General features: G+C 52.6%; 11 protein-coding genes. 3 read left to right on the forward strand and 8 right to left on the reverse strand.

Annotated features, from left to right (window positions below; genetic code table 11):
* Window positions 1–147: 147 nt before the first annotated feature.
* Together SJI19_RS08200 and nadA are read left to right on the forward strand one after the other, a co-directional pair.
* Window positions 148–462 carry a carboxymuconolactone decarboxylase family protein gene (locus tag SJI19_RS08200; protein ID WP_323477773.1) on the forward strand — a complete coding sequence of 105 codons (315 nt, stop codon included), beginning with the start codon at window positions 148–150 and terminating at the stop codon, window positions 460–462.
* A gap of 278 nt (window positions 463–740) precedes the next feature.
* A complete protein-coding gene (gene nadA / locus SJI19_RS08205) occupies window positions 741–1,802 on the forward strand; it encodes a quinolinate synthase NadA (protein ID WP_323477774.1) in 1,062 nt (353 codons plus the stop codon).
* A 24-nt stretch (window positions 1,803–1,826) separates the two neighbouring features.
* Here the strand turns inward: nadA and zitB are convergent, their stop codons facing one another.
* Together zitB and SJI19_RS08215 are read right to left on the reverse strand one after the other, a co-directional pair.
* Window positions 1,827–2,762, reverse strand: a complete 936-nt coding sequence (gene zitB, locus SJI19_RS08210; RefSeq protein WP_323477775.1) for a CDF family zinc transporter ZitB — start codon at window positions 2,760–2,762, stop codon at window positions 1,827–1,829.
* A 451-nt stretch (window positions 2,763–3,213) separates the two neighbouring features.
* The gene (locus SJI19_RS08215) at window positions 3,214–3,552 is read right to left on the reverse strand and encodes a protein YbgS (protein ID WP_323477776.1); all 339 of its coding nucleotides are present in this window, start codon (window positions 3,550–3,552) and stop codon (window positions 3,214–3,216) included.
* Between the two features lie 323 nt (window positions 3,553–3,875).
* Between SJI19_RS08215 and aroG the strand changes: the two genes are divergently transcribed.
* Window positions 3,876–4,955 carry a 3-deoxy-7-phosphoheptulonate synthase AroG gene (aroG, locus tag SJI19_RS08220; protein WP_323477777.1) on the forward strand — a complete coding sequence of 360 codons (1,080 nt, stop codon included), beginning with the start codon at window positions 3,876–3,878 and terminating at the stop codon, window positions 4,953–4,955.
* A gap of 150 nt (window positions 4,956–5,105) precedes the next feature.
* Here the strand turns inward: aroG and gpmA are convergent, their stop codons facing one another.
* The 6 genes from gpmA to modF form a co-directional block, all read right to left on the reverse strand.
* A complete protein-coding gene (gpmA, locus tag SJI19_RS08225) occupies window positions 5,106–5,858 on the reverse strand; it encodes a 2,3-diphosphoglycerate-dependent phosphoglycerate mutase (RefSeq protein WP_323477778.1) in 753 nt (250 codons plus the stop codon).
* Window positions 5,859–6,038: 180 nt separating this feature from the next.
* Window positions 6,039–7,085, reverse strand: a complete 1,047-nt coding sequence (galM, locus tag SJI19_RS08230) for a galactose-1-epimerase (protein ID WP_323477779.1) — start codon at window positions 7,083–7,085, stop codon at window positions 6,039–6,041.
* On the reverse strand, window positions 7,079–8,242 hold the full coding sequence (gene galK, locus SJI19_RS08235) for a galactokinase (protein WP_323477780.1): 1,164 nt from the start codon (window positions 8,240–8,242) through the stop codon (window positions 7,079–7,081). The genes galM and galK overlap by 7 nt, the downstream gene beginning before the upstream one ends.
* Window positions 8,239–9,291: a galactose-1-phosphate uridylyltransferase gene (gene galT, locus SJI19_RS08240; protein ID WP_323477781.1), complete on the reverse strand. Its 1,053-nt coding sequence runs from the start codon at window positions 9,289–9,291 to the stop codon at window positions 8,239–8,241. Before galT ends, galK begins: the two co-directional genes overlap by 4 nt.
* Window positions 9,292–9,301: 10 nt before the next feature.
* On the reverse strand, window positions 9,302–10,321 hold the full coding sequence (gene galE, locus SJI19_RS08245) for a UDP-glucose 4-epimerase GalE (protein WP_323477782.1): 1,020 nt from the start codon (window positions 10,319–10,321) through the stop codon (window positions 9,302–9,304).
* Window positions 10,322–10,618: 297 nt separating this feature from the next.
* On the reverse strand, window positions 10,619–12,103 hold the full coding sequence (modF, locus tag SJI19_RS08250; RefSeq protein WP_323477783.1) for a molybdate ABC transporter ATP-binding protein ModF: 1,485 nt from the start codon (window positions 12,101–12,103) through the stop codon (window positions 10,619–10,621).
* Window positions 12,104–12,123 lie beyond the last annotated feature (20 nt).

Consider the following 12,123-nt stretch of genomic DNA (forward strand, 5'->3'; position numbering starts at 1 on the left):
CATATAATGCACCTGTCGTGCAGTATTTGAACCTGCACAGGTTCGAGCCGAGCGAAGCGAGACAACGTTGCCGTACGCATTCATTTTGCGACCCCGGTTGCGGCGTTGGTTGCTCTAACGCCATAGAATGATGTTCAGGAGGAGCCAATGAAGATATCAAACGCGTTTCAAATTTTTCTGTCTCAAGCGCCAGATCATGCCCATGCCTGGATGAAAATGATTCAGGAACTCGATGAAGAGAATAGTCTGGATAAAAAAACCCAGGAGCTGGCCTTTCTGGCGGTACTCGCGGCTACCCGGCTAACGTCCGGCATCCCCTTTCACGTCTTGTCTGCCAAAGACGCAGGCGCCCGACGCGAGGAGATTATCAGCGCGGTGCTAATTGGTTTGCCCGCGGTGGGAAATGGGGTTATCGAGTCGCTGGCGGTGGCGTTGGATGCCTATGACGGCAAAGAAGGTTAGTACCCGCCTTATGTAAATTCGAAATCTAGTGAGTAAAGCGCTTTTCGCACAGATCGCATTGTATCAGGGGCTAAAATCTATTATGGTTTTGCCCTTGCCCACGACATATCAGCCAAAGTCATCTTGGCTAAACAAAATATCGCTAAAATGCAAAATTCAGGCGACATTTGGTGATAAATTGATTATTTTGTTTAGTATATAAAACACATCGACGTTTAGACTACACCGAGACGCTCGGCACGTAGCCCAGGCGCGGGACCCAAGTGATGAGAGAAGCGATGAGCGAACTACTGGATGTCAATGCGGCAATGTACTCTTTCCCGCCCAAACCCCGTGCCCTCGACGCGGATGAAAAACAATTTTACCATGATGAAATCAGGCGCCTGCTTAAACAGCGAAACGCGGTGATGGTCGCCCATTATTATACCGATCCGGAAATCCAGGCTTTGGCTGAGGCAACCGGTGGTTGTGTGGCTGACTCTTTGGAGATGGCGCGTTTTGGCAGTACCCATCCCGCTACCACGCTATTGGTGGCCGGGGTCCGTTTTATGGGCGAAACCGCGAAAATCCTCAGCCCGGAAAAAACGGTGCTGATGCCGACGCTCAAAGCGGAGTGTTCCTTAGATCTGGGTTGTCCGGTAGACGAATTTAGCGCTTTTTGCGATGCCCACCCGGATCGTACGGTCGTGGTGTACGCCAACACCTCGGCGGCGGTCAAAGCGCGAGCTGATTGGGTCGTAACCTCAAGTATTGCGGTTGAGCTGATCGAACACCTTGATAGCCTGGGACAAAAAATCATCTGGGCGCCGGATCGTCATCTGGGGCGGTATGTTCAACAACAAACCGGTGCAGATATCCTTTGCTGGCAGAGCGCCTGCATTGTGCATGATGAATTCAAAACGCAGGCATTGGCTCGCATGAAACTGCTTTACCCCGACGCGGCAGTGTTGGTGCATCCAGAATCACCCCAGGCCATCGTCGAGATGGCGGATGCAGTAGGATCGACCAGCCAACTGATTCAGGCGGCTAAAAATTTGCCGCAGCAGCAAATGATTGTGGCTACCGACCGCGGTATCTTTTACAAAATGCAGCAGGCCTGTCCCGATAAAATGCTATTGGCCGCACCGACCGCCGGAGAAGGTGCGACCTGTCGCAGTTGTGCCCACTGCCCCTGGATGGCCATGAATGGACTGGAAACCGTGGCTAACGGTCTGGCACATGCTGGGCCATACCATGAAGTGCATGTCGCGGATGCGCTACGTCAGCAGGCGCTGGTGCCGCTAAACCGAATGCTGGAGTTTGCAACTGAACTCAAACTGAGGGTTACCGGCAACGCATGATGTCTCGCTGCCGGTATCTGGGGGTTAATGGTGGTGGTGAGCATGGACCGACTCCGTCCCCTGGCCGATACCACAATCATCATCAACACACTGCTGGTATTCCATTTGTACCGTAACGTGGCTGATGCGGTAATGATGCAAAAGAAAATGTTGGATTTGCCGCAGCAACGCATCATGATCGTAAGGCGGCACCACTTGCGCGTGCAGCGTCATCAGGGGTTTCTCACCGATCTGCCAAATATGCACATGGTGAATATTGCGCACCGCGGGCACATTAAGCGATAACTCGCGTTTAAGTTTCTCTATATCAATCTGGCTTGGTGTACCTTCCAGCAGCTCATGCAGGCTTTCACGCAGTAGCCGCCAGCCGCTGCGTAACACCAGGCCCGATACCAAGACAGATAAAATAGGGTCGATATACATCCAGCCGGTCAGCAAAATGATAACCGCTGCCACGATGGCGCCAACCGAGCCAAGTAAATCACCTAAAACATGTAGCGCCGCCGCACGTAAATTGATGTTTTTTTCGCCCTCACCCCCATGCAATAGCCAAAACGAAATCAGATTGGCCACCAGCCCGGCAACGGCAATCACCATCATTGTCCAGCCTTGAATCGCCTGCGGATGGTAAAATCGCTGAATCGCTTCCCAGACAATAAGCAAGGTAATGACCAGTAAAGCAATGGCATTGAGAAAAGCCGCCAAGGTGGTCAGGCGCAAATAACCGAAGGTGTGGCGGTTGTCAGGCTTGCGTTGAGCAAAACGCACGGCCAGGAATGCCATCAGCAAGGCCGCGGCATCAGTAAGCATGTGTCCAGCATCTGCCAGCAGTGCCAGTGAACCCGAGATTAACCCACCGGCCACTTCCACCAGCATAAAGACTGTGGTGACCACCAAGGCTGCCATTAACCGCGTGTTATTACTGTTTTCCGCCGAGCCATGGGCATGTGTTGATGCCATAGTGTGTCCTCCATACCCGTCATAATTCCAATGGCAGCTGCGTTGGCTTTCCTCGCTCACCCTAGTCACTTACGTGTGTAAGCTCCCAGGGATTCGCTGTGTTGCCGCCTTGCTGCCACCGGAATTATTTAGGGTATCCTGTCATAATTCCAATGGCAGCTGCGTTGGCTTTCCTCGCTCACCCTAGTCACTTACGTGTGTAAGCTCCCAGGGATTCGCTGTGTTGCCGCCTTGCTGCCACCGGAATTATTTAGGGTATCCTGTCATAATTCCAATGGCAGCTGCGTTGGTTTTCCCCAGTCAACATGAAAAAAATCAGGCCATGGCCTGATTATATGGGGTAATCTTAAGTGCCTAAGCGCACATCTTAATATGAATTAGGGGCGTTTGTACCCAATTTCATGTGGAACACAGGTTGATAATCATATTAAGATACCTGAATTACTATTGACTATTGAGTGGTGCCATCGGTCTTCTGGGCTTTGGTAGGCATACCTTTACCGGTTTGCACTTTAGCGTTGGTATTCGGGCAGCGGCCATCCTTACACATGGTGTTTTTGTGGATTTCAGCGGCGCTTAATTTGCTTTTACCGGTTTTACCGGTATTAATGTCTTTGTTGCTGACGCCGTCAGGGGCGGAATTGGCATTCGAACCAGGGTAGTTGGTTTGATTTTCCATACCGTCCCCCGTAGTGGAAGACGTAGTGGCGGCCAGCGCGGCACCGCTGCCCAAGGTCGTGATTGCAGTGAAAACCAGCATCGCCAATGTTTTGTTGGTATAGGTTTGCATGTTCTTTACCCTCTTTAGTACATAATTTGGCATCAAGCCAACATTTTTACATTTTTAGAGAAAGGAATATCCGTTCGAGACGCATTAAATCGCCTCATAGTGAGCTGTTATAACAACGAGCACAGAAACTTATCTACCCGTTATGTTTGCCTTAACATGCTTTAAGCATAGTCAATAATTGGCCACGATCAAATTTGGCGGTAATTTAGCTGTGAGAGGCTGGAAAAGTACATTTACAGTATGATTTTAGCCGGATGGATTTAACGACAAAACTCATAATGTTACAGAGCAGCGCAATAGCGCGGAGAGAAAACGTACCCACCATGAATTACCTCAATGATGATTTAAGAATTAAAGAGATTAAAGAACTGCTGCCGCCCGTTGCGCTGTTGGAAAAATTCCCAGCCACCGAACATGCTGCCCACACGGTTGCGGCCGCACGGTCGGCCATTCATAAGATCCTCAAAGGCAATGATGATCGGCTGCTGGTAGTGATAGGTCCGTGCTCAATTCACGACACGGTCGCCGCCAAAGAGTACGCTTCGCGTTTGATGGTGTTGCGCAGGCAGTTGCAGGGCGAGCTTGAAATCGTGATGCGGGTTTACTTTGAAAAACCACGAACGACCATAGGCTGGAAAGGGTTGATTAACGATCCGTTGATGGACAACAGTTTCCAAATCAACGAGGGTTTACGCATTGCTCGCAAGCTGTTGCTGGAAATTAACGACCTTGGTTTACCGGCGGCGGGTGAATTTCTTGATATGATCACCCCACAGTACGTGGCTGACCTCATGAGCTGGGGCGCTATTGGCGCGCGGACCACCGAATCACAGGTCCACCGTGAACTGGCATCGGGACTCTCCTGCCCAGTTGGATTCAAAAATGGCACTGACGGCACGATTAAAGTCGCCATTGATGCTATCAACGCCGCCGGTGCGGCCCATTGTTTTTTGTCGGTGACCAAATGGGGCCACTCAGCTATCGTTAATACCAGCGGTAATAGCGATTGTCACATTATTCTGCGTGGCGGTAGGGAACCTAATTATAGTGCGCATCACGTAACGGCGGTGAAAGAAGGGTTGGCTAAAGCCCATCTGCCGGCTCAGGTGATGATCGATTTCAGTCATGCCAACAGCAGCAAGCAGTTTAAACGGCAGATGGAGGTGGCTCAGGACGTGTGCGGGCAGTTGGCCAGCGGTGAAAACGGCATTATTGGTGTGATGGTGGAAAGTCATCTGGTGGAAGGCGGGCAAAGTTTAGAAAGCGGTGAACCCTTGGTATACGGTAAAAGTATCACTGATGCTTGCATCGGTTGGGAAGATACTGAAGTGATGCTCGAGCAATTGGCTCAGGCAGTGCGCACCAGACGGGAAAGTCACCGACAGGCGGCCAAAACGGTCTAAGACAAACGGATAAGATATGCCCCTTCACACGGCATTCTGGACACGCAGGAACATGGTGGCAAGCAGGGACGTTAGAGGGTTAAACGATTACCCCGCACGATCCGGTCATTGACCGGCGGCGGGGTGAAAACCGCGCAGTGAATAGAGCGGTTACTTGGCCTTGCCCTGGTTCGCTACGGCGGCGGCTTTAGCGGCCACCTCTGCAGCGTTACCCAAATAGTAATGCTTGATAGGCTTCATATTTTCATCGAACTCATATACCAAAGGTACACCGGTAGGGATGTTCAGTTCGAGAATTTCCTCTTCACTCATATTGTCGAGGAATTTTACCAGCGCGCGGATAGAGTTACCGTGAGCGGCAATAATCACACGCTCGCCTTTTTTCATCCGTGGCAGAATGGTGTCGTTCCAATAAGGCGTTACGCGCTCAATAGTCAGCGCCAGGCTTTCAGTGGTCGGCAGTTCTTCAGCGGTCAGTGTTGCATACCGAGGGTCATGGCCGGGAAAGCGCTCGTCTTCTCGGGTCAGTTCGGGTGGAGTAACGGCAAAACCGCGACGCCATTGTTTAACCTGTTCATCACCGTATTTTTCTGCGGTTTCAGATTTGTTCAGGCCTTGCAGCGCCCCGTAATGACGCTCATTCAGGCGCCAGGATTTTTCTACCGGCAGCCAAGCCTGATCTAATTCGTCCAGTACGTTCCATAAGGTATGAATCGCGCGTTTCAGTACGGAAGTGTAAGCGAAATCAAAGACAAACCCTTCTTCTTTCAGCTGCTTTCCCGCTTGTTTCGCTTCGGTACGGCCTTTGTCGGACAGATCAACGTCCGTCCAGCCGGTGAAACGATTTTCATTGTTCCACTGGCTTTCACCGTGTCGTACCAGAACCAGTTTCGTTACAGCCATTGATTGACTCCTTAAAGTCTAAGATTTTTATAAGAACTCTTATCATTATATTGCCTGCCCGGGCAGGGCAGCAACCGCTAAGGTCAAACAGAGTGAAATAAATGACCAGAGCCCACCAAACGGGGCAGACTTAAGGGGCAATACCCCGCATCGTGAACGATAACGGGGTTAACCGGAAGGTTAAAGTGCAATGAGCTGATAGCGGGTTACGGATTGATAAGCCGTCCCAGGCTTCAACCAACAATCTGGCTGCGGCCACTCCGGATGGTTCGGACTGTCCGGCAAAAACTCGCTTTCCAGCGCCACACCACTGTAGTTGAGATATTCTCCTCCCTGGCGTGCGGGCGTGCCGGCCAGAAAATTGCCGGTATAAAGCTGCAGTGCGGGGGCGGAGGTGAATACCTTAAGCAACACCTTACCGTCCGCCGACCAGAGCTGTGCTGCCGGGTTTTCGCCATCTCGACAGGTCGGGTAGAGCAGGAACCCATGATCATAACCTTTCATGCGCTGCTGATCGCGATCGCGCAGAAAATCCTGGGCAATGGTTTTAGGTTGACGGAAATCCATACCGGTATGTTCTACATCGGCTAGCGGCGCGCTGGGGATGCCTTCACTGTCCACGGGCAGATACTGTGCGGCATAAATTTGCAGCCGCTGCTGGCGCACATCGCTATTCGCGCCATCGAGATGAAAATACGCGTGGTTGGTTAGGCCAACCGGACAGGGTTTATCCACCGTTGCGTGGTATTCGATCACCACCTGGTTATCTTCGGTAAGCGTGTAACGGACCTCAGCCACAAGGTTGCCCGGGTATCCTTGATCGCCTTCGGATGAGCGCAAACGGAACAGCACTGACAGGGTGCTGTGTTCAACAAACTCCCAACGGCAGGTATTGAAACCGCCCGCCCCGCCATGGAGTTGGTGGGCACCTTGGTTAGCAGCAAGTTGCCAGGTCTGTCCATTGTGGGACAGGCTGGCGTTGGCAATGCGATTAGCGTAACGGCCGACAGTGGCGCCCAAATAGGCCACCTGGTTAATATATTCGGCCGGGGTAGGGCAACCTAGCAAGACTTCGCGTTTTTCGCCCGATGTCAGGGGAAGCTGGCAGGATAGCCAGGTGGCGCCCCAATCCATCAGCGTAACTTGCATACCCTCATTGGTGCCTAAGGTGACACAGTGAAAGGGGTTGCCGTCAGGAGCAATCCCGGACTCATACGTTTTTAGCATATCGCGGTTCCTTCAGATGCATGACAGACATAAAAGGTCTCTTTGATACCGGTTGCCTGTTGGTACTGGCTGTCTACCGCAGCACGAACCGTTTCCACCAGATTGGTTGGCATTAATGCCACTACGCAGCCACCAAAACCGCCACCGGTCATTCGCACGCCACCCTTATCGCCGATAACCCGTTTAACAATGTCCACCAGGGTATCAATGGGGGGAACGGTAATCTCGAAATCATCACGCATTGAGGCATGAGACTCGGCCATTAGCCTGCCCATCAGCGTTAAATCCCCAGCTGCAAGTGCATCTGCCGCCGCCAAGGTACGGGCATTTTCCGTCAGCACATGGCGCACCCGTTTGGCGACGGCCGGGTCAAGTTCGCCCTCTACGGCTTGGAACTGACCAAGCTCCACGTCTCGAAGTTTTTCGGCGGTAAAAAAACGTGCGCCGGTTTCGCACTGTTCGCGCCGTGAGTTGTACTCACTGTCCACGAGGCCGCGTTTCACATTGGAATTGATAATCACCACCGCCACGTTATCCGGCATGGGCACTGCGCGGGTGCCCAGCGTGCGACAATCGATTAATAAGGCATGATTATCCTTGCCCAGTGCTGAGATCAATTGATCCATAATTCCGCAATTACAGCCGACAAACTGGTTTTCGGCTTCCTGACCGTTCAGCGCCAGGGCAACATTGTCCAACGACAGGTGGTACAACGCCTGGATGGCTTTGCCTACCGCCACTTCCAACGAGGCGGAGGAGCTCAGACCCGCGCCCTGCGGCACGTTGCCGCTCAGCACCAAATCGACTCCGTTGAAATGCCTGTCACGTTGTTGCAGATGTTTGATCACACCTCGTACATAGTTTGACCACTGTTGGGTGGGATGGGATAAAATTGGCTCATCCAGCGAAAAAATATCTTGCTCACTGTCACAATCTACGGCAATAACCCGCACTTGGCGGTCGTCGCGTTTGGCGCAACTGACCACGGTTTCATAGTTGATGGCGCAGGGCAAAACAAAACCATCGTTATAGTCAGTGTGCTCGCCAATCAAATTGACCCGTCCAGGCGCTTTGACGGTCATGGCAGCCTCATAGCCAAAGGTGTCACGAAAGACAGACTGGGTGGTGTGCTTTAAATCAACAGGCTTAAGGGTCATAAAGACGCTCCGGATTCACGAAAATGAATATCGCTGACTGCACGTAGGCGATCGCTGGCTTGTTCCGCGGTCAGATCACGCTGGGTTTCTGCCAGCATTTCATAACCGACCATAAATTTCCGTACTGTTGCCGAACGTAGCAGTGGTGGGTAGAAATGGGCATGTAACTGCCAATGGCTATGGTCACGTTCAATAAATGGTGCGCCGTGCCAGCCCATGGAGTAAGGGAAAGAGCAGGTAAACAAGTTGTCATAGCGGCTGGTCAGTTTTTTGATAGCCAGGGCCAGATCGGCGCTTTGTGCAGCGCTCAGTTCGTCGAGCCGAAGCACATGAGCCTTAGGCATCAAGAGGGTCTCGAACGGCCAGGCGGCCCAGTAAGGCACCACCGCCAGCCAGTGTTCCGTTTCCACCACCGTGCGACTGCCGTCGTTCAGCTCCATGTGCAGATAATCCAGCAGGAGTGGGGATCCGTGTTGTTGCAGGTATTCACGCTGCAGGCGGTCTTCACGGTCAGCTTCATTGGGCAGGAAACTGTTGGCCCATATTTGGCCGTGGGGATGTGGATTGGAGCAGCCCATGGCCGCCCCTTTATTTTCAAATACCTGGACCCACGGATAGGTTTTACCCAGTTCGCTACTCTGCTCACGCCAGGTTTTGACGATAGCTTCCAACGCTGGCAATGATAACTCCGGCAGCGTTTTACTGTGATCCGGCGAAAAACAGATGACCCTGCTGGTGCCGCGCGCGCTTTCGCAGCGCATTAATGGATTGGCATTTTGTACCGCGTCTGGCGTATCCGTCATCAGGGCGGCAAAGTCATTGGTAAAAACGTAAGTCGTGGTGTAATCGGGATTTTTATCACCCGATACCCGGGTGTTGCCGGGGCATAAAAAACAGTCGGGATCGTGTTTGGGTAAGCTTAGGGCTGAGGGTGTTTCCTGCTGCCCCTGCCAGGGGCGCTTGGCCCGATGTGGCGATACCAGCACCCATTGTCCACTTAGCGGATTATAACGCCGATGGGGATGATCGACGGGATTGAACTGCTGCATGTTGTCTCCTTTATTGCGTATAACCGGTCGGGTGCCGGGACTGCCAGCGCCAAGTATCGTTGGCCATATCGTCCAAGGAACGACTGACCCGCCAGTGTAGCTCGCGTGTGGCTTTTTCAGGTGCAGCCCAATAAGCAGCCAAATCACCCTCGCGACGTGGGGCAAAATGGTAGGGGATCGGTGTTCCGCAGGCTTTGCCAAACGCGGCCACGACATCCAGTACACTATGTCCCACTCCGGCACCAAGATTGTAGATATGGGTGCCGGTTTTATCGCGCATCATCTTTAGCGCGGCCACGTGGCCATCGGCTAAATCCATCACATGAATATAGTCGCGAACACCCGTGCCGTCAGGGGTTGGAAAATCATTGCCAAATATGGTCAGCGACGGGCGACGGCCTACCGCAACCTGAGCGATAAAGGGCATCAGATTATTGGGGATACCTTGGGGGTCTTCGCCCATGTCCCCAGACGGATGAGCGCCGACCGGGTTAAAATAGCGTAATAGTGTGATGCTCCATTCCGGCTCGGCGCGCTGGAGATCTTGCAAAATTTGCTCAACCATCAGCTTGCTGCGGCCATAGGGACTGGACGGCTGTCCGGTAGGTGAACGTTCATCGTAGGGGATCACCGGCTGATCGCCATAGACGGTAGCAGATGAACTGAATATCAGGTTCTTGACGTTCGCCGCGCGCATGGTTTCGATCAGTGTCAGGGTGCCGCAAATGTTATTATCATAATAATCAATTGGTTGTTTTACGGATTCACCCACTGCCTTTAGGCCGGCGAAATGGATCACGGCGTCGATGCTATGTTCGGCAAACAGCCTGGTCAACAGTGCTTTATCGCGTATATCACCTTGATAAAAAACCGGTTTGTGGCCGCCGTTCAAGCGGGCGATGGCATCCACTACGCTGGCTTTACTATTGCAGAGGTTATCCAATATAACTGTTTGGTAACCGGCGGCGCAGAGTTGCAGGCAAGTATGGCTGCCAATGTAACCGCTACCACCCGTGATCAATATGGACATTTAGGTCTCCTGTATCATTATACGGTTCTAAGTTAGCATGCCGTTTGTCTAAAAAAGGTGATCATGTCGATAAAAATGAAATCGATTACACTTGATTTTAGCGCAATGTAATCATCCTGCACCAGGCTTAATCTGCAGGGAGTAGCCCTGGTGTAGTGGACCGGTTGAACCGGTGGGAAAGGGATAATATGGTAGCGTTCTCAACCGACCGAACCGCCAGGCCAGTTAAAGCAACACAATATGGTCTACCGGGCGAATGTAGTGACAGTCATCGGCCCGGTGGGAGTCGGGTTATAATCAATGGGACAGGGGCGACAACCGATCGGTTTGATAGCGATAAATATCGTCCTGCGGGATAAAGGTTAGCCGGTGGGTGATACATGCCGGTGCGTCCTCTGCATGGTGGGATACAAATAACAGTTGGGTATCTCCTTGCCCGATCAGTACATCAATCCAGCGGCGCACCAACTGTCGGTTCAGCGGGTCCAGCCCCTGCAAGGGTTCGTCTAGGATCAGTAGGGCCGGGTGTTTAACCAGCGCGCGGGCGATCAGCGTCAACCGCTGCTGACCCCACGACAGGCTATGAAACGGCGTGTCGGCCACGGTGAGTAATCCCAACAATTGCAACCATTGGCGGGTCAAAAACTGCTGGCGTTCCGAGACTGCTTGATATATGCCGATAGAGTCGAAAAAACCGGACAAAATGACGCTGCGCGGGCTGGCGCTGACCCGGTAATCCAGATGCAGGCTGCTGCTGACATAACCAATATGTCGCTTGATATCCCAAATGGTTTCACCGCTGCCACGGCGGCGGCCAAACAGCGTGAGATCATTGCTGTAGCCCTGAGGATGATCGCCGGTGACTAGATTAAGCAGTGTTGATTTCCCCGCGCCGTTAGGCCCGACGATCTGCCAGTGTTCTCCTGGTAGCACCTGCCAGTCCAGCCGGTGTAAAATGGGCCGGTCCTGATAGGAAACTTCCCCTTGGCGTAGGGTAATCAGCGGCGTATCGGCCGGCAGTCGGTCTTTTTGACCCGGTATCTCGGTGTCTGGTAGGCCTATGCCCTGGTCGAGGATTTCTGCCCGCGCCAGTTGAGCGACCAGGGCTTCCGCCAGCAGCGTGGTGCGATCGCCTGTGCGGGTCAGCATGCAGTCCACCAGGATGCCAACCTTGTCTATAAACGAGGGAATATCATCAAAGCGATTGAGCACTAACACCAAGGCCATGGTGTGGTTGGCCAACCCGTGCAACATGTCCGCCAACTGTGTGCGGGAGGCGACATCCAGCCCATCGAACGGCTCATCGAGAATCAGTAGATCCGGCTGACCCATCAGCGCCTGACACAGCAGGGTTTTACGGGTTTCGCCGGTGGACAGATATTTAAAGCGTCGTTCTAGGAGGTGTTGAATGCCGAACTGTTGCGCCAGTCGTAGGCATAACGCAGGGTCTTGCTGATCCTGTTGGATGATTTGTCCGGCAGTACGTCCGGTATCCGTTTCGCTTTCACTGAGCAAATCGGTATTGTTGTGTTGCCATTCGTCGGCTACCAATTTTTGCAGTTGTTCGAAGGAGAGCCGGGCTACCCGTTGGAAATCACTTTTCCGCTGACCGTCAAGCAGTACCAGATCATCAGTCAGTGCCCGCGCCAACGCCGATTTACCACTGCCGTTTGCACCAACGAATGCCCAGCTTTCGCCGGCGTGCAGTTCCAACTGATCAATGTTCAAACGGTGGCTATCGTTTAGCCGAAATGAACCTTGCGAAATATGCAATGACGACATCAATTATTCCTTTCTATGCA

The organism is Acerihabitans sp. TG2 (assembly GCF_035013185.1).
In the GTDB taxonomy this organism is placed as follows: domain Bacteria; phylum Pseudomonadota; class Gammaproteobacteria; order Enterobacterales; family Enterobacteriaceae; genus Acerihabitans.

Excerpts from the sequence above, each read along its gene's own strand:
- SJI19_RS08200 (WP_323477773.1), top strand. The coding sequence starts at position 148 with ATGAAGATATCAAACGCGTTTCAAATTTTTCTGTCTCAAGCGCCAGAT.
- nadA (WP_323477774.1), top strand. The coding sequence starts at position 741 with ATGAGCGAACTACTGGATGTCAATGCGGCAATGTACTCTTTCCCGCCC.
- zitB (WP_323477775.1), bottom strand. The coding sequence starts at position 2,762 with ATGGCATCAACACATGCCCATGGCTCGGCGGAAAACAGTAATAACACG.
- SJI19_RS08215 (WP_323477776.1), bottom strand. The coding sequence starts at position 3,552 with ATGCAAACCTATACCAACAAAACATTGGCGATGCTGGTTTTCACTGCA.
- aroG (WP_323477777.1), top strand. The coding sequence starts at position 3,876 with ATGAATTACCTCAATGATGATTTAAGAATTAAAGAGATTAAAGAACTG.
- gpmA (WP_323477778.1), bottom strand. The coding sequence starts at position 5,858 with ATGGCTGTAACGAAACTGGTTCTGGTACGACACGGTGAAAGCCAGTGG.
- galM (WP_323477779.1), bottom strand. The coding sequence starts at position 7,085 with ATGCTAAAAACGTATGAGTCCGGGATTGCTCCTGACGGCAACCCCTTT.
- galK (WP_323477780.1), bottom strand. The coding sequence starts at position 8,242 with ATGACCCTTAAGCCTGTTGATTTAAAGCACACCACCCAGTCTGTCTTT.
- galT (WP_323477781.1), bottom strand. The coding sequence starts at position 9,291 with ATGCAGCAGTTCAATCCCGTCGATCATCCCCATCGGCGTTATAATCCG.
- galE (WP_323477782.1), bottom strand. The coding sequence starts at position 10,321 with ATGTCCATATTGATCACGGGTGGTAGCGGTTACATTGGCAGCCATACT.
- modF (WP_323477783.1), bottom strand. The coding sequence starts at position 12,103 with ATGTCGTCATTGCATATTTCGCAAGGTTCATTTCGGCTAAACGATAGC.